This is a genomic window from Oceanicaulis sp. LC35 (assembly GCF_052055585.1).
In the GTDB taxonomy this organism is placed as follows: Bacteria; Pseudomonadota; Alphaproteobacteria; order Caulobacterales; family Maricaulaceae; genus Oceanicaulis.
Genome location: NZ_CP170485.1, coordinates 395,626 through 410,938 on the forward strand (window position 1 = coordinate 395,626; position 15,313 = coordinate 410,938).

Annotated in this window: 17 protein-coding genes; 15 read left to right on the forward strand and 2 right to left on the reverse strand. The window is 64.7% G+C overall.

What is annotated here, in order from left to right; all coding sequences use genetic code 11:
• Positions 1-73: 73 nt before the first annotated feature.
• From ACFELO_RS01860 to ACFELO_RS01880, 5 genes are all read left to right on the forward strand, one after another.
• The gene (locus ACFELO_RS01860) at positions 74-892 is read left to right on the forward strand and encodes an aldo/keto reductase (protein ID WP_440958877.1); all 819 of its coding nucleotides are present in this window, start codon (positions 74-76) and stop codon (positions 890-892) included.
• Between the two features lie 109 nt (positions 893-1,001).
• Positions 1,002-1,967: an ArsR/SmtB family transcription factor gene (locus tag ACFELO_RS01865; RefSeq protein ID WP_440958878.1), complete on the forward strand. Its 966-nt coding sequence runs from the start codon at positions 1,002-1,004 to the stop codon at positions 1,965-1,967.
• On the forward strand, positions 1,957-3,489 hold the full coding sequence (gene pgi / locus ACFELO_RS01870) for a glucose-6-phosphate isomerase (RefSeq protein ID WP_440958879.1): 1,533 nt from the start codon (positions 1,957-1,959) through the stop codon (positions 3,487-3,489). The genes ACFELO_RS01865 and pgi overlap by 11 nt, the downstream gene beginning before the upstream one ends.
• Before the next feature lie 71 nt (positions 3,490-3,560).
• Positions 3,561-5,549 (forward strand): transketolase, encoded by a 1,989-nt coding sequence (gene tkt, locus ACFELO_RS01875; RefSeq protein WP_440958880.1) that lies wholly within the window; start codon positions 3,561-3,563, stop codon positions 5,547-5,549.
• Positions 5,550-5,744: 195 nt separating this feature from the next.
• Positions 5,745-6,002 carry a YjhX family toxin gene (locus ACFELO_RS01880; RefSeq protein WP_440958881.1) on the forward strand — a complete coding sequence of 86 codons (258 nt, stop codon included), beginning with the start codon at positions 5,745-5,747 and terminating at the stop codon, positions 6,000-6,002.
• Positions 6,003-6,019: 17 nt separating this feature from the next.
• Here ACFELO_RS01880 and ACFELO_RS01885 read toward each other — a convergent pair whose 3' ends face one another.
• Positions 6,020-7,204: a cupin domain-containing protein gene (locus ACFELO_RS01885; RefSeq protein ID WP_440958882.1), complete on the reverse strand. Its 1,185-nt coding sequence runs from the start codon at positions 7,202-7,204 to the stop codon at positions 6,020-6,022.
• Between the two features lie 5 nt (positions 7,205-7,209).
• The gene (locus tag ACFELO_RS01890; RefSeq protein WP_440958883.1) at positions 7,210-7,830 is read right to left on the reverse strand and encodes a hypothetical protein; all 621 of its coding nucleotides are present in this window, start codon (positions 7,828-7,830) and stop codon (positions 7,210-7,212) included.
• 126 nt (positions 7,831-7,956) lie between these two features.
• Between ACFELO_RS01890 and ruvC the strand changes: the two genes are divergently transcribed.
• From ruvC to ACFELO_RS01940, 10 genes are all read left to right on the forward strand, one after another.
• Positions 7,957-8,454, forward strand: a complete 498-nt coding sequence (gene ruvC / locus ACFELO_RS01895; protein ID WP_440958884.1) for a crossover junction endodeoxyribonuclease RuvC — start codon at positions 7,957-7,959, stop codon at positions 8,452-8,454.
• On the forward strand, positions 8,451-9,101 hold the full coding sequence (gene ruvA / locus ACFELO_RS01900) for a Holliday junction branch migration protein RuvA (protein ID WP_440958885.1): 651 nt from the start codon (positions 8,451-8,453) through the stop codon (positions 9,099-9,101). Before ruvC ends, ruvA begins: the two co-directional genes overlap by 4 nt.
• Positions 9,098-10,135 (forward strand): Holliday junction branch migration DNA helicase RuvB, encoded by a 1,038-nt coding sequence (gene ruvB / locus ACFELO_RS01905; RefSeq protein WP_440958886.1) that lies wholly within the window; start codon positions 9,098-9,100, stop codon positions 10,133-10,135. Before ruvA ends, ruvB begins: the two co-directional genes overlap by 4 nt.
• Positions 10,135-10,578 (forward strand): tol-pal system-associated acyl-CoA thioesterase, encoded by a 444-nt coding sequence (ybgC, locus tag ACFELO_RS01910; RefSeq protein ID WP_440958887.1) that lies wholly within the window; start codon positions 10,135-10,137, stop codon positions 10,576-10,578. The genes ruvB and ybgC overlap by 1 nt, the downstream gene beginning before the upstream one ends.
• 168 nt (positions 10,579-10,746) lie before the next feature.
• Positions 10,747-11,400 carry a MotA/TolQ/ExbB proton channel family protein gene (locus ACFELO_RS01915; RefSeq protein WP_440958888.1) on the forward strand — a complete coding sequence of 218 codons (654 nt, stop codon included), beginning with the start codon at positions 10,747-10,749 and terminating at the stop codon, positions 11,398-11,400.
• A 3-nt stretch (positions 11,401-11,403) separates the two neighbouring features.
• The gene (locus tag ACFELO_RS01920) at positions 11,404-11,835 is read left to right on the forward strand and encodes an ExbD/TolR family protein (protein WP_440958889.1); all 432 of its coding nucleotides are present in this window, start codon (positions 11,404-11,406) and stop codon (positions 11,833-11,835) included.
• 11 nt (positions 11,836-11,846) lie between these two features.
• On the forward strand, positions 11,847-12,674 hold the full coding sequence (locus ACFELO_RS01925; RefSeq protein WP_440958890.1) for a hypothetical protein: 828 nt from the start codon (positions 11,847-11,849) through the stop codon (positions 12,672-12,674).
• Between the two features lie 29 nt (positions 12,675-12,703).
• On the forward strand, positions 12,704-14,050 hold the full coding sequence (gene tolB, locus ACFELO_RS01930) for a Tol-Pal system beta propeller repeat protein TolB (RefSeq protein WP_440958891.1): 1,347 nt from the start codon (positions 12,704-12,706) through the stop codon (positions 14,048-14,050).
• Between the two features lie 136 nt (positions 14,051-14,186).
• Entirely contained in the window at positions 14,187-14,702 is a 516-nt protein-coding gene (gene pal, locus ACFELO_RS01935) for a peptidoglycan-associated lipoprotein Pal (RefSeq protein WP_440958892.1), read from the forward strand.
• Positions 14,703-14,780: 78 nt separating this feature from the next.
• A complete protein-coding gene (locus ACFELO_RS01940) occupies positions 14,781-15,257 on the forward strand; it encodes a hypothetical protein (protein WP_440958893.1) in 477 nt (158 codons plus the stop codon).
• The last annotated feature ends 56 nt before the right edge of the window (positions 15,258-15,313 follow it).

Consider the following 15,313-nt stretch of genomic DNA (forward strand, 5'->3'; position numbering starts at 1 on the left):
TCAAGTATTGTGGTTTTCATTCGAGCGGCGCTGAGGCGTGGCGAAACCCGAAAAAACGGCTTAGCGTCTGGGAATGGTTGAGCTTTCCCCTCTCGGTTTTGGCGTATCCGGCGCCCATGGCACGCCCCTCTTGCCGGCGTCGCAAACCCAGGCGTTGATCGAGGCGGCTGTGGCGGGCGGCGTGCGCTATTTCGATACCGCGCCGTCCTATGGCGCAGGGGAGTGCGAGCGTCGTCTGGGGCGGGCGTTACGGGGGCTGGATCGGTCCGATCTCGTTATTTCCACCAAGGTCGGGCTGATGAGCCACGGCCTCTCAGGGCGTCGCCGGGACCTGTCTCCGGAAGGGATAGAAGCCAGCCTGCGTGCTTCCCTCGATCGTCTGGGCGTGGAGGGCGTGGATCTGCTCATCATTCATGGCGCTGCGCTGCATGAGCTGACCTGGGAGTTGAAGCTGCGCCTTGATGCGCTGAAACAGGCTGGCGCCTTTCGCTGGCTGGGGGCGGCGGGCCGAACTGTAGCGCTCGACTGGGCGCTGGATGTGGGCATGTTCGATATGCTCATGGCGCCGGTGCATCCCTTTCTGGATGCGGCGGAGACCGCCACGCTTGATCGCGCCGCCGCTGCCGGCGTGGGCGTGGTCGCCATCGAAACGGCGGGGGATGCGCCGCCGGTTCTGCGCGCGCCCCGTACGCCGTCTGATCTGTATTCCCTGGGCCGGCGCTTGCGCGGCGTTCCTGCCGGTCGGGGCCGGATTGCGACCCCGGACGGGCTTGCGCAGGCGTTGAAGCGTCCGGGGGTTGTCAGCGCGCTGTTCACCACGACACGCCCGGCCCACCTTCAGAGCAACATTGCCCGGCTTGCGCACGCCCATGAAGATGACGAAGCCGGGTAAGGCTGAGCAGAAAGCGCATTAAGCCGCGCGGAAAAGATGACTTTTCGCCATTCTCCCGCTAATCGGTGGGGGATAGGTTTCAGGCGCAATGCGCCGGGTGGGAGAAACGATGCAATCTGATCTGTTGGCGAAGCTCAAGGCTCTGGCTGAGCCAACGCGCCTGCGGATCGTGTCGCTCCTGTCCCAGGGTGAACTCACCGTCAGTGAAATCATGCAAGTGCTGGGGCAAAGTCAGCCGCGCATTTCACGCCATCTCAAACTTCTGGCCGATGCCGGTCTGTGCGAGCGCTTTCCTGAAGGCGGCTGGGTGTTCTATCGCCTAATGCGCACCGGGCCGGTCAGTCGCCTCGCGGCTTTGGTGGAGGAGTTCACCGAAGCCAACGAGCCCCAGGTGCATCGTGATCGCCAGCGCCTGCAGGAGCTCAAGCGCCTGCGCGCCGAGGAAGCGGCCAAGTATTTCGAAGCCGCCGCACAGGAATGGTCGACGATCCGCTCCCTTCACTTCTCTGAAGCTGCGGTGGAAGCAGCGATGGTGGAGCTCGCCGATGGGCGGCGCTTCCATCAGCATGTGGACGTGGGCACCGGGACGGGCCGGGTGCTCGAGCTGTTCATCGATCAGGCGGATGAAGGCATGGGCGTCGATCTCAGCCGCGAAATGCTCCATGTGGCGCGCGCCAAGCTGACCGAGGCGGGCCTGTCCTCGCGCTTTGTGCGCCAGGCGGATGCGTCCGCCTTGCCGCTGGACGCCGGCGCTGCTGATCTCGTGACCCTGCATCAGGTGCTGCACTATCTGCCGGACCCGCAGGCGGCGCTGTCGGAATGCGCCCGCGTGCTGGCGCCCGGCGGTCTGCTTCTCGTGGTCGATTTCGCTGAGCACCATCATGAAAGCCTGCGTCTGGAGCATCACCATCGCTGGCTCGGCTTCCCGCCTGCGCAAGTCACAGCCTGGCTTCAAACCAGCGGGCTCACCCTGAAATCGTTGCGCACGCTTCAACCAGAGGGCATTGAAGGCGGTCTGACGGTGTTGATCTGGGCGGCGGAGCGCCCGGTCGAGGGGGACGGGGATGACGCCTGAAACGGGTGTGAAGGCGATCGCCGGGACGCAAGCAGACGTCCAGATGGCGGACCTTCTTGACGACAAGGCGCGTGACGAGGCCCTGCAGTTTGAAGCGGCGGGGCTTTATCTCGATCTGCGCCGTCAGAAGCTCGACCTTGATGGCTGGCGCGCGCTTCTGAAACAGGCGGAAGGTCTGAAGATCGACGCGCAGATCGCGCGTCTGTTTGCAGGCGAGATCGTCAATGGCACCGAGCAACGCCCCGCGCTGCACCCGGCTTGCCGCAACGCTGCGCTTTTAGGCGATGCCCCTGCGGGGGCGGCGCTGTCCGAGGCGCGCCAGAAAACCCGCGCCTTCGCCGAGCAGGTGGGGCGGCCTGACTGTCTGGACGGTCATCCGGTGCGCCGGATCGTCAATATCGGCATTGGCGGGTCCGATCTCGGTCCGCGTTTTGTCTATGATGCGCTCAAGGCTTTTCGGCGCGTCGGGATCGACACGCGCTTTGTGTCCAATCTTGATCCGGCTGACCTTGATGATGCGCTGGAAGGCGCGGACGCCGAGACCACGCTGATCCTGGTGATCTCCAAATCTTTCACCACCCAGGAAACGTTGATGAATGCCCGCGCTGCCCGCGCGTGGATCGTCGAGCGTCTGGGGGAAGAGGGCGTGGCGCCGCGCTTCGCCGCCGCCACCGCCTGCCCGGACAAGGCGCGAGAGTTTGGCCTTGAAGAGGCGCGCATCTTCCCGTTCCCCGACGGTGTAGGTGGGCGTTATTCGCTCTGGTCCGCCGCCGGGCTGGCGCTCGAAGTCGGGCTGGGCGCGGAGGTGTTTGACCGCCTGCTGGCGGGCGCGCGGGCCATGGATGAGCATGTCGCGACGGCGCCGCTGGCGCGCAACATGCCCGTCGCTAAGGCGCTGATTGATGTGTTCAACCGCGCCGGTCGCGGTCTGCCGTCTCGTTGCGTGGCGGCCTATTCCTCCCGGCTTGAGCGGCTCGCGAGCTATCTCCAGCAGCTCGAAATGGAGAGCCTCGGCAAATCGGTGAACGCCGAAGGTGGGCCTCTGGCCGAGAGCCATTGCGGGCCGCTCGTCTGGGGCGGACGCGGGTCAGACCTGCAGCATTCGGTATTCCAGTGGCTGCATCAGGGGCTCGATGAAGCCCCCGTCGATTTCATCGCGATTGCGGATCATGGCCGCACGGATGAACGCGTGCGCGCGCTCAACGCCAATCTCGCCGCCCAGGGCGCCGCCCTGACCCATGGCCGGGTTGGCGAGGGTGAGCTGGCTGCGCACACCGCCATTGCTGGGGGGCGGGCCAGCGCCACCTTCGTCATGGAGACGCTGAGCCCCGAAGCCCTCGGCGCGCTTCTGGCCCTGCACGAGCACAAGGTTTTCGTCGAGGCGTTGTTTTATGGCCTCAACCCGTTTGACCAATGGGGCGTCGAGCTGGGCAAAAGCCTTGCCCGCTCCATCCTTTCCGGCGACATGGCCGGGTTTGACGGTCCGGCACGGGACCTGACGCACAGATTGGGCCTTGATTGATTGTCTTCAGGGCTGTGTAAACACATTCCGGATACGCCCCCTCGCACCCGCGCTCTTAAAAGGCTTGCGATATGACCCAGCCCGCTCTTGATCCGGCCCGGATCCAGCCCCTCGCCAATGCTGTCCGCGCCCTGTCCATGGACGCGGTCGAGGCCGCCAATTCCGGTCACCCCGGCATGCCCATGGGCATGGCCGACGCCGCGACCGTTCTGTGGACCCGGCACATCAAGTTTGACCCCAAGGACACCAACTGGGCCGATCGTGACCGCTTCGTGCTGTCTGCGGGCCATGGCTCCATGCTGCTCTACTCGATCCTGCACCTGATCGGGGTCGAGGCGCTGAGCATGGACGAGCTGAAGAACTTCCGTCAGCTGGGTTCGAAAACCGCCGGCCACCCTGAGTTCGGTCATGCGCCGGGCATCGAAACGACCACCGGCCCGCTGGGTCAGGGCCTGTCCACTGCGGTCGGCATGGCGCTGGGCGAGCGGATCATGAACGCCCAGTATGGGGATGATCTGGTGGACCACCGCACCTGGGTGATCGCCTCTGACGGCGATCTTCAGGAGGGCGTCAGCCAGGAAGCCATCTCCATCGCCGGCCATCTCAAGCTCAACAAGCTCGTGGTGCTGTGGGACGACAACTCCATCCAGATCGATGGCGACACGGCCCTGTCTGACACCGTCAATCACCGCCAGCGCTTTGAGAGCGCCGGTTGGACCACGATGGAAGTGGACGGCCATGACGCCGCCGCCGTCGACAAGGCGCTCAACGACGCCAAGATGTCGGACAAGCCGGTGCTGATCGCCTGCAAGACCACCATCGGGTTCGGCGCGCCCACCAAAGCGGGCACCGCAGGCAGCCATGGTTCGCCGCTGGGCGCCGAGGAAATCAAGGGCGCGCGCGAAGCGCTGGGCTGGAGCCATGCGCCCTTCGTGATCCCTGACGAGATCTATGACGGCTGGCGCTTCGCCGCCGAGCTGGGCGGCCAGACCCGCGAGGCCTGGGACGCCCGTCTCGCGGCGTCTGACAAGGCCGACGCTTTCAAGGCGCAAATCTCCGGCCAGCCGCCGAAAGCCGCGCTTGACGCGCTTGACGCCCACATTCAGAAGACCCTCGCTGACAAGCCGGCGCTGGCGACCCGCGCCTCGTCCGGCAAGGCCATCGAAGCCTTTTGGGAAACCTTCCCGGGCCTCATTGGCGGTTCTGCGGACCTGACCGGGTCCAACAACACCCGTGCGCCGGGCATGGCCTCGATAACGCCTGACGATTTTTCGGGTTCCTACGTCCATTACGGCGTGCGTGAATTCGGCATGGCTGCGGCCATGAACGGCATGGCGCTACATGGCGGTCTGCGGCCCTATTCGGGCACCTTCCTGGTGTTCTCGGACTATTGCCGCGGCGCGATCCGTCTGTCCGCGCTGATGAACCAGCCGGTGATTTATGTCTTCACTCACGACTCCATCGGTCTTGGGGAAGACGGCCCGACACACCAACCGGTCGAGCATCTCACTGCCCTGCGCTCCATGCCGAATGTGGCGGTCTATCGGCCCGGCGACGCCGTCGAGGCGGCGGAAGCGTGGAAAGCCGCGCTTGAGCGCACCGACGGCCCGACGGTTCTGGTGCTGTCGCGTCAGAAAGCGCCCCATGCGCGTCAGGATGACGGCTCTGAAAACCTGTCGGCCAAGGGCGCCTATGTGATCCGCGAGGCCGAAGACGCGGCGCAAGTCACCCTGATCGGCACCGGCACCGAGCTGTGCCTGGCGCTGGAAGCGCAGGACAAGCTCAAGGCCAAGGGCGTGAACGCGCGCGTCGTGTCGGCGCCGTCGCTGGAAACCTTCCTCAAGCAGGATGCAACCTATCGCAAATCGGTCGTGAACCCGGACCTGCCGGTGGTCGCGGTCGAGGCGGCCATCCGCTGGGGCTGGGATGGCCTGATCGGCCTTGAGGGCGGCTTTGTCGGCATGGATGGCTTTGGCGCGTCCGGTCCGGCGGAAGCCCTGTACGAGCATTTCGGCATCACCGCCGACGCCGTGGTCGAGCAGGCGCTCGCCCGGGTGTGACCTGGAAGTCATAGGCGGCCCGGAGCGTTCATGCTATACGGGCCGCTTATGAGTAACACTCTGTCTGAGACCCGTTAGGGCCTCGCCTCGCATGTGCGGGGTGAGGCGGCCTTCAAGAGCCCGTTCGCTACGATCAGCGAGCGCCGATTTCTTGCGTCCGCGGCCTGGCTGCGGACCCTCGGGACCGACAGACCCATGGATATTTCAAAAGACGAACAGCGCGTGCTGCACGCGCTGGCTAAAGGCGGCCGTTTGCAGGCCGCCAAAACCTCATCCGGCCGCATTCTTGATGTGGAGCTGATCACGCGGGAGGGCTGGGCCATGCCCGGCGTCACCCCGCGCCTGTTCCGCAAGCTCAAGTCCAAGCGCGCGGTGGCGTCCTCACAAGGCGGGCCTTACCGAATTACGCGGCGAGGGTTGGAGCTGGTGCGCGCCCAGCTCGACAATCGTTAGGCGAAAGCGGGGCGGGCTCAGGCCCGCTCCGCCACGCCATAGGCGATCAGCCGCTCAAACAGGTCGCGCGCCTTGGCCTCGTCCAGTGCGGGAAAGTCTGACAGGCTGATGGTCTCGCCCTTTAAAAGCCGCTCCAGCCCGGCTTCAGCGGGCGCGTCAAAAGTCAGCGCGCCGCCCGGCGCCACCAGCGCCACATGATCCCCGTCATCCACAAGGTCGAGCGCAATCAGCGCCCGGCGCTTCAGTTTCGTGTCCGCCGTGATCGGACCAAAGGTCAGCGCGCCGCGCGTATCGGCGGGGCGTGAAGTGAGGGCGGTGTCGGTGAAAAGGCCCAGCACCGCATCGATGTCGGCGTTCCTGCCCACCGCTTCCAGCGCTTCGGCAAAGGTTTTTGCGAACACGCCGGAGCTGACGGCGCCGCGGGCGAAGCCGGGCGGCAAAGCGCGGCGCAGTTGCGGCGTGCGCAGCGCGGCTTCAGACACCGCTTCGAGCAGGAAGTCCGCCCAGGTCTTGGCCAGAAGGCCTGTCGTGATGTGTAGCGAGGCCTCGTCGGTCCCTTCATTGACCGCGTCATGCATCAGCCCGCGCGGCACATAAAGGACATCGCCGGGGTTCAGCACCAGCTCGTCGCGCGGCTCGGTCTGGGCGAAGCGGCCCGGCGTGAAGCGCTCGCCGCGATAGGGCGTGCCCACCGGGGCGTCATAGAGCCGCCAGCGCTTGGAGCCCTCGACCTGCAGCACCAGCACATCGTGATTGTCGTAATGGGTCTGAAAGCCCTGCGCGTTGGGCGGGGTGAGATAGATATTGGTCTGGACCGGGCACGAGAACTCCGCTTCCAGCTGACGGCAGAGATCGGCCAGCGGCCGGTGACGCGCCTGCAGCTGGGGCAGGATCAGCGTCGCGCCCTGCTGGTAGAGCCTCGCGACCTCGCCCCGATCCACCAGACCGTCCTCCCGCAGCCAGGCGCCGGCCTGCAGGCGGGGTTCGGCCCGCGCCATGGACAGATCGCCCTCCCGCAACAGGTCTTCAGCCAGAATACGGTCGATGGCGTCCAGACTGATCAGTGGCTTGAACCGGTCATGGTCCGTCCCCGCCGCATGCAGATGGGTCTGCTCAAAGGCGGTCTCAAAGAACGTATCTGTCTTGTGGGGCGCGAGGAGGCTGGCCAGCGCGCCGGACGTGGAAACAGGCGTGGATGACATGAGGGCTAGCAGCGCCGTCCCTGATTGGCCGGATCGGCATAGGGCCCTGAGTCAGAGTCCGTGCATTGGCGTCCGCCGCCCGGATGGCCGCCCCGACCCTGACCGGGCGGGTCCGCATACGGCCCCTGATCATTGTCGGTATATCCGCCCTGATAGCCGTTGCCGCGCCCTTGACCCGGCGGATCGGCGTACGGTCCCTGGTCGTTATCGGTGACGCCATTCTGGTAGCCCCCGCGTCCCTGTCCGGGCGGGTCGGCGTAAGGGCCCTGATCGTTGTCAGTATAACCGTTCTGGTAGCCGTTGCCGCGACCCTGACCGGGCGGGTCCGCATACGGCCCCTGATCATTGTCGGTAAAGCCCGACTGTCCGCGGCAATTGCGGCCCTGATTTGCAGGATCGGCATAAGGGCCCTGATCAGCGTCGGTGCAATTGCGTTCGCCGCCATAGGCGCCGCGGCGTCCGTATCCCACAGCGTCTGCGTAGGGGCCTGTATCCTGATCGGTCAGCCCGGTGTAGCCCGCGCCGGTCGTGGTGCAGCCCGTAAGACCCGCCGCGCCGATGGCGGTTGCGCCGCCTGCGACCTGGGTCAGGAAGGACCGCCGTGAGAGCGTCCGTTTCTTGCTCATGCCCGTCTCCCCCAAAGACAATGACCTTACACCGATTATGGTCCCTGAGAAGCTGAATGCGATCTGAACGGGCCCGCGTGCAGAGTTTGGTCGCGTTTTGTTCCAAGTGCTCTATGCTGGCGCCGGATGAGCAGCGCGATTCGCATATTGGGCATCGATCCGGGTTTGAACGCCACGGGTTGGGGGGTGATCGACCAGACCGGCTCGCGCCTGTCGCTGGTCGGCTATGGTGTCATCAAGGCCCCCTCCAAAGCGCCCATGGCTGAACGACTGACGGTGATCTACAACGCCGTTGAAGAGCTTGTGATCGCGCACAAACCCGACGAAGCCGCAGTGGAAGACCAGTTCGTTCACGCCAGCGCGGTCAGCGCGCTCAAGCTCGGTCAGGCCCGGGCGGCCGCCATGCTGGCCCCGGCGCGCGCGGGTCTGATTGTGGGCGAATACGCCCCCAAGCTTGTCAAGAAAGCGGTTGTGGGCACGGGCTCGGCGGAGAAGGCGCAGGTCGCGGCGATGATCGCCATCCTGCTGCCCGGATCGAAAGCGGATGCGGACGCCGCCGACGCGCTGGCTGTCGCAGTCTGTCATGCGCACCATAGAACCAGCGTGAAAGGAAGCGCGTCGTGATCGGAAAGCTCAAGGGCGTCGTCGATTGTGTGGGCGAGGAAGAGGCCGTCATTGATGTGAACGGCGTCGGCTATCTGGTCAGCGCCGGATCGCGCACTTTGGCCCGGCTTGAACCGGGCAAGCCGGTCGCGCTTCATATCGAGACCCATGTACGCGAGGACCAGTTCAAGCTGTTTGCGTTCCTGAGCGATTCCGAACGCGCCTGGTTCGTGCGCCTGCAATCGGTGCAGGGGGTGGGCGCCAAGCACGCCCTCGCCATGCTGGACGCCATCGAGGTCGGGGAGATCGAAAGCTCCGCCATTCTGGGCGATCCCATTCCGTTCGAGCGCGCCAAGGGCGTGGGCAAGAAGCTTGCCCAACGCATCGCCACCGAACTTAAGGACAAGGCGCCGCCATTGGGCCGGTCGCTGGGCGCTGGTGTTGCAGGTCTGGCCGCCGCTCTGGCCCCTGCGGGCGCGGATGCGCCGTCTGCTCCCTCCGCGCCACGAGACAATGTGATGCGCGAATCCGCCGTCTCGGCATTGGTCAATCTGGGCTATAGCGAAAGCGATGCACGCAAGGCCGCCGCCGAAGCCTTGCGTCAGCTGGGCGATGATGCGACCGAAGGGCTTGTGATCAAATCAGCCCTCAAGGAGCTGGCGCGGTGAGCGAAGCCGAAGAGCGCATCATTTCAGCAGAAGCCAGCCCCGGCGATGGCCGGGACAAGGCGTTGCGTCCGCTGTCCTTTGACGAGTTCGTGGGCCAGCCCGCCGCCATCGCCAATCTCAAGGTCTTCACCCAGGCCGCTGCGCGACGCGGCGAGGCGCTCGATCACGTCCTCTTGTCCGGCCCGCCCGGCCTTGGCAAGACGACGCTCGCCCAGATCGTGGCCAAGGAGTTGGGCGTGAATTTTCGCGCCACGTCCGGCCCGGTGATCGCCAAGGCGGGCGATCTTGCAGCGATCCTGACCAATCTTGAAGAACGCGACGTCCTCTTCATCGACGAGATCCACCGCTTGCTCCCGGCGGTCGAGGAGATTCTCTATCCGGCGATGGAGGATTTCTGCCTTGATCTGGTGATCGGCGAGGGACCGAGCGCGCGCACCGTGCGCATTGATCTGCCGCCCTTCACGCTCGTGGGCGCCACGACTCGGGCGGGTCTACTGGCGACGCCTTTGCGGGACCGCTTCGGCGTGCCGGTGCGGCTTGAGTTTTACTCTACCGAAGAACTCTCCGGCATTGTCGCCCGCGCCGCCGCCAAGCTGGGTGCGCCCATGAGCGAGGATGGCGCGACCGAGATCGCCAAGCGCGCCCGCGGCACGCCGCGCGTCGCCGGGCGTTTGCTTCGCCGGGTGCGCGACTTCGCCGAGGAAGACGGCGTGCCTGTCATTGATTCAAAAGCCGCCGACGCTGCGCTGAGACGGCTCGACGTGGACGAAGTGGGGCTCGACAGCCTCGATCGGCGCTATCTTCGGGTTTTGATTGATGGTTTTGGCGGCGGGCCTGCGGGCGTTGAAACGCTGGCGGCGGCCTGCGCCGAGGCGCGCGATGCGCTGGAAGACGTGGTCGAACCCTTCCTGATCCAGCAAGGTTTCATCATGCGCACGCCGCGCGGCCGGGTGGCGGCCAAGCGCGCCTATGAACATCTGGGCTTCACCATGCCGCGTCATCTCAGTGACGATCTGTTCGGGGAGGGCGCGTAATGGCCGAACCCCATGCCGGTGTCTGGCTCGATGACAAGACGCACCAGTTGTCTGTCCGGGTCTATTACGAAGACACCGATTTCACGGGCGTCGTCTATTACGCCAACTATCTCAAATTCCTGGAGCGGGGTCGGACCGACGCCCTGCGCTGTGCGGGCATATCTCACGCCGAGATCCTGAAACTGGACCCGCCGCTGGGCTTTGCCGTGCGCAAGATCAATCTCGATTATCTCAAGCCTGCCCGCATTGATGACGCTCTGACCATCGAGACGCGGTTTCTGTCTGCAAAGGGCGCCCGGCTGGTGATCCGCCAGCGGGTCATGGCGGCGGGTGAAGTGCTGGTCACCGCCGATGTGGAAGCGGCCTGTATCGACCTTGAGGGGCGCCCAAGGCGCTTGCCCAAGAGCATGCTGGATCAGGTGTTACGCTACGTAACCGACTAGAATTCTCCCTCAATTCGCCCCAATCGCGGTGTTTTCTGTTGATGTTATGCCCGGCTCGAAGAGTTCGGCTTGGCGTGGCGCGTGCGTGCGGTTACACCTGCTTGCCGAGGGCGTTTCATAATGACGCATCCGCTCGGCGCGGGTGCGTGAGGGTCTAGCGGAGTTTCCATGGAAAGCGTTGCAGTTGAGCTGACGGGTCCGGCCACTGAACTGACCATCATGCATTTGTTCATGCGCGCCGACATCGTGGTGAAGGCGGTGATGGCGATCCTGGCGTTGATGTCGATCTGGTCCTGGGCCATCGCCATCGAGAAGTGGATGCAGCTGAACAAGGCCCATGCCGGCGCCTCGCGCTTTGAAAACGATTTCTGGTCCGGCGGCTCCCTCGATCAACTGGTCGACAAATACGCCAAGCCCGCCAAGGAGCCCTTTGGCCGTGTGCTGGCGGCCGCCATGCGTGACTGGGACGGTTACGCGGTCGCCAAAAGCGGCGGCGCGGAAGCCAATCGCGAGCTGAACAAGATGGAAGCCGGTCTCGGCGTGCTGTCGATCATAGGCTCGTCCGCGCCTTTCATCGGTCTCTTCGGCACGGTGTGGGGCATCATGAACGCCTTCCGCTCCATCGCTGCGTCCGAGAATACGTCTCTGGCCGTCGTGGCCCCGGGCATTTCCGAAGCCCTGTTCGCGACCGCCCTGGGTCTTCTGGCCGCTATTCCGGCCGTGATCTTCTTTAACGCCCTGTCGTCCAATCTCGCCAAATACGCCGCCCGCCTTGAAGGCCTGGTGGATGACCTGGCGGCGCTTGCGAGCCGGGGGAACTAGCTCATGGCTGGCGGTCTCGACTCCGGCGGCGGCAATGGGCGTCGTCGCTTCAAGCCCAAGGCTGAGATCAATGTCACGCCGTTCGTGGACGTGATGCTGGTGCTGCTGATCGTGTTCATGGTGTCCGCGCCGCTCCTGACGGTGGGGGTCGAGGTCGATCTGCCTGACACCGAAGCGCGCGCCATGACCACGTCGGAAGAACCGCTGACCCTGACGATCCAGGCGGACGGCACGCTCTATCTGATGGAGACTGTGGTCGAGTTTGACGAGCTCGCCCCGCGTCTGGCCGCAATTACCGGCGCAGGTTCTGAAGCACGGATCTATATCCGCGCCGATGATGGCGCCCCCTATGGCGATGTCATGCGGGTGATGGCCCGGGTGTCGGCTTCTGGCTACACCAATATCGGCCTCGTCACCGAACCGATCCGCGAATAGGGGGTCGGGCCATGCGTCAGGCCCTGGGGTTCATCCTCTCCCTGTGCATTCATGCAGGGCTGATTGCGAGCGCGCTGATCGCGTTTCCGCATACGCGGCGTTTGACCGAAGAGCTGACCTATGTGCCCGTCGAGCTGGTGACGCTGGCGCGCGAGACGAATGTGCGCGCCGCCCGTCCCGAGCCGGAGCCTGAACCCGAAGAGGTCATCGAAACGCCTGCGCCGCAACCTGCTCCAGAGCCGGAGCCGGAGCCCGTGCAGCCTGAAGCCCAGCCGGAAGTCATTCCGCCTGCGCCTCAGGACGAGCCGGAGCCCGAACCCGAACCCACGCCGCCGGAGCCTGAACCCGAACCTGAGCCGGAACCCGAGCCGGTCCCGCAGCCCCGTCCGCGCGAGCCTGAACCGCGTCAGGAATCCCTCGATCTCAACGCGCTGTCCCAGCTTGTGGACCGCTCGCGCGATAACGCCGCCCCGCAAGGTCAGGCCGAAACGGGCGAGCAGCGCAACAGCGTCGGCGCAGGCACGGACATGACCGCCAGCCTGTCGGCGATGGCGGCGTCTCATATCAGTCGCTGCATTCGCTCGAACGCGGACGCGCCGGCCAGTATGGACCTTCGCGTCGCCATGGAAGTGCGGCTGGAGCGCAATGGACGCCTGTCGGTTCCGCCGCGTCTGATCGACGAAGCGCGCATCATGAATTCGCCCAATTCCTTCCTGAGAGTGGCGGGTGAACGAGCCTTGCGCGGCGCGATCGAATGCCAGCCCTATCCTCTGCCCCCCGAGCATTACGCCCAGTGGCGCGTGCTCCGGGTTAATGTCGACACCCAACGTAATCGCTGATCCTCCGTCCGAAACCCGGGAGCTTCTCCATGACCGTCCTGCGCTACCTCTTTGCACCGATCCTCGCCCTGATCGTGATAGCCGGCTCGGCCTTTGCGCAAACTCCGCTTGTTGTGGACGTGACCGAAGGCACGCTGGACCCGACCCCGATCGCCATTCCCGACTTCATGGGCGACGACAATCGCGAAGCCGAGATCGGCGCGGACATCTCCCGTGTGATCAGCAACAATCTCGAGACCTCGGGCCTGTTCGCTCCGGTCGATCCCGAGGCGTTCATCGAGGACATCTCAGACATCAATCTGCGCCCGCGCTTTGGCGACTGGCGCGTGATCAACGCCTCCGCGCTGCTGGTGGGCGAGGTGACGATTGACGAGAATGACCGCATGCTCGTGGCCTTCCGCCTGTGGGACGCCAATACCGAACAGCAGATGCAGGGCCTGCAGTTCGTGACGTCTCCAGACAACTGGCGCCGCATCGCTCACAAGGTGTCGGACGCCGTCTATGAGCGTCTGACCGGTGAGAGCGGCTATTTCGACACCCGCATCGTCTATGTCTCCGAGGGCAATGGCCCCAATAACGAGCCGATCCGTCGTCTGGCGGTGATGGATCAGGATGGCGCCAACCCGTCCTTCCTGACCGACCGGTCCTATATGGCGCTCTTGCCGAACTATTCGCCGAGCGCCCAGCAGATCACCTATGTGTCCTTCCGTGACGGTCGCGCGACCTCCTACCTGTACGACCTTGAGACGGGCCGTCAGGAAGCGCTGTTTGACACCGGCCCCTCGCTCGCCAGCGAAGGCCAGTCCCTGTCCGCGCGCTTCCATCCCAATGGTCGCGAGCTGGTGGTGTCCGCCGAGCGCCATAGCGGGCATGACCTGTTCAAGTTTGATCTGCGCTCGCGCACCCTGCGCCAGCTCACAACCCACCCCGCCGATGATGTGGAGCCTTCCTATGCGCCGACCGGCGAGCAGGTGGTGTTCTCGTCTTCTCGCGGCGGGCAATCTCAATTGTACGTGATGAACGCAGACGGGACCGACCCGCAGCGGATCACGTTTGGCGAAGGCCGCTACACCACTCCGGTCTGGAGTCCGCGTGGCGACCTGATCGCCTTTACCAAACAGCGCAATGGCCAGTTCATGCTGGGCGTTGTGGCTGCGGACGGCTCGGGCGAAGAACGTATCCTGTATGAAGGTTACTTCGTGGATACGCCCGCCTGGTCGCCCAATGGCCGTGTGTTGTTGTTCACACGCGGCGACAGAACGCGCGAAGGGACGACGTATTCGATCTGGAGCATCGATTTGGCGGGCTTCAATCTGCGCCGTTTGCCGACGCAGGGGCAAGCGAGTGATCCGGCTTGGTCGCCCTTGATCGACTGAGCTTAGCTCGGCTAATGTCATCACCGAGGTGCGCGTTTTGGGGATTTTTTGGGGGTGTGAAGCGCGCCCATTCTGATAGCATCCACACCGATTTGCCTATGCAGAGTCACATAGGCTTGGAGAGGACGACCTTATTATGAAACGCCTGTCTATTCTTGCCGCTCTGGCGCTCAGCGCTTCGCTGGCCGCCTGCGCCTCGCAGCCTGAGCCGTACACGCCGGAGCCTCAGCCGGATCCGGGTCCTGTCGTTGAGCAGAACCCTGAACCGCAAGGCCCGATCCCGGGTTCGGTGGAAGATTTTGAAGTGAATGCGGGCGACCGCGTCTTCTTCGCGCTGGACCAGCACACGCTGTCCAACGAAGCCCGCACGACCCTGCGTCGTCAGGCCGCCTGGCTGGCGTCCTATCCGGGCGCCCGCATCCTGATCGCCGGCAACTGCGATGAACGCGGCACCCGTGAATACAACCTGGCTCTGGGCGCACGCCGCGCCAACGCCGCTCGCGACTTCCTGGTCAGCCAGGGTGTGGATCCGTCCCGCATCTCCACCGTGTCCTACGGTAAAGAGCGTCCGGTCTGCAACCAGTCCTCCGAGCAGTGCTGGGCGACCAACCGGAACGCCATGACCGTCATCCAGTCGGGCGCTGTCTCCTAGGAGCAGCCCTGAAAAGGATTGATCAGACCGCCCGCAAGGTTCATCCTTGCGGGCGTTTCTGCTTGAGGGGGCAGCACAATGATCATCCGTCTTTTCATGGGGCTTATCGTGGCCCCGATCGCAGCTATTGGCGCGCTCTACGGCCTGTCCATGGTGGTGGAGTCGACGCCGGGCGTTTACGGCGCTCTGCAAGACGAGCCTGCGCCGGCCGGGGACGACACTCTCTCCGAACCTGGTGATGAGACGATGGGCGAGCCGCCGCTTGCACTGCCCTATGACGCGGGCGGGGCTGCGGCGTTTCTGGCGACGCTGTTTGAGGGGGATGAACCCTATTGGCTGGACGGTGCGGACAGTCGCGCTGATCTCGCCAGCGTCTCGGCGCAAATCGCCCAGCCGGGTTCTGGCGGCGAGGCGGAGTGTACGCCCAGCCATGTCCAGCTGCACTGCACGCTGCGTCTGCAGGACGGGTACGGCTATGGCTTCGCCCTGCAAAACCGTGAGGGTGAGGGCTGGACCGTCGTGGACGACGACGTCCGTCTGCTCAACAATTCCTGACTTCGCCTTGATTTTGCCGTTTGCTCGACGACACTAGCGCTCAAACGTCTGAGCCG

Excerpts from the sequence above, each read along its gene's own strand:
- tkt (WP_440958880.1), top strand. The coding sequence starts at position 3,561 with ATGACCCAGCCCGCTCTTGATCCGGCCCGGATCCAGCCCCTCGCCAAT.
- ybgC (WP_440958887.1), top strand. The coding sequence starts at position 10,135 with ATGGCCGAACCCCATGCCGGTGTCTGGCTCGATGACAAGACGCACCAG.
- ACFELO_RS01880 (WP_440958881.1), top strand. The coding sequence starts at position 5,745 with ATGGATATTTCAAAAGACGAACAGCGCGTGCTGCACGCGCTGGCTAAA.
- pal (WP_440958892.1), top strand. The coding sequence starts at position 14,187 with ATGAAACGCCTGTCTATTCTTGCCGCTCTGGCGCTCAGCGCTTCGCTG.
- ruvC (WP_440958884.1), top strand. The coding sequence starts at position 7,957 with ATGAGCAGCGCGATTCGCATATTGGGCATCGATCCGGGTTTGAACGCC.
- tolB (WP_440958891.1), top strand. The coding sequence starts at position 12,704 with ATGACCGTCCTGCGCTACCTCTTTGCACCGATCCTCGCCCTGATCGTG.
- ACFELO_RS01925 (WP_440958890.1), top strand. The coding sequence starts at position 11,847 with ATGCGTCAGGCCCTGGGGTTCATCCTCTCCCTGTGCATTCATGCAGGG.
- ACFELO_RS01865 (WP_440958878.1), top strand. The coding sequence starts at position 1,002 with ATGCAATCTGATCTGTTGGCGAAGCTCAAGGCTCTGGCTGAGCCAACG.
- ACFELO_RS01940 (WP_440958893.1), top strand. The coding sequence starts at position 14,781 with ATGATCATCCGTCTTTTCATGGGGCTTATCGTGGCCCCGATCGCAGCT.
- ACFELO_RS01920 (WP_440958889.1), top strand. The coding sequence starts at position 11,404 with ATGGCTGGCGGTCTCGACTCCGGCGGCGGCAATGGGCGTCGTCGCTTC.
- ACFELO_RS01915 (WP_440958888.1), top strand. The coding sequence starts at position 10,747 with ATGGAAAGCGTTGCAGTTGAGCTGACGGGTCCGGCCACTGAACTGACC.
- ACFELO_RS01890 (WP_440958883.1), bottom strand. The coding sequence starts at position 7,830 with ATGAGCAAGAAACGGACGCTCTCACGGCGGTCCTTCCTGACCCAGGTC.
- ACFELO_RS01885 (WP_440958882.1), bottom strand. The coding sequence starts at position 7,204 with ATGTCATCCACGCCTGTTTCCACGTCCGGCGCGCTGGCCAGCCTCCTC.
- pgi (WP_440958879.1), top strand. The coding sequence starts at position 1,957 with ATGACGCCTGAAACGGGTGTGAAGGCGATCGCCGGGACGCAAGCAGAC.
- ACFELO_RS01860 (WP_440958877.1), top strand. The coding sequence starts at position 74 with ATGGTTGAGCTTTCCCCTCTCGGTTTTGGCGTATCCGGCGCCCATGGC.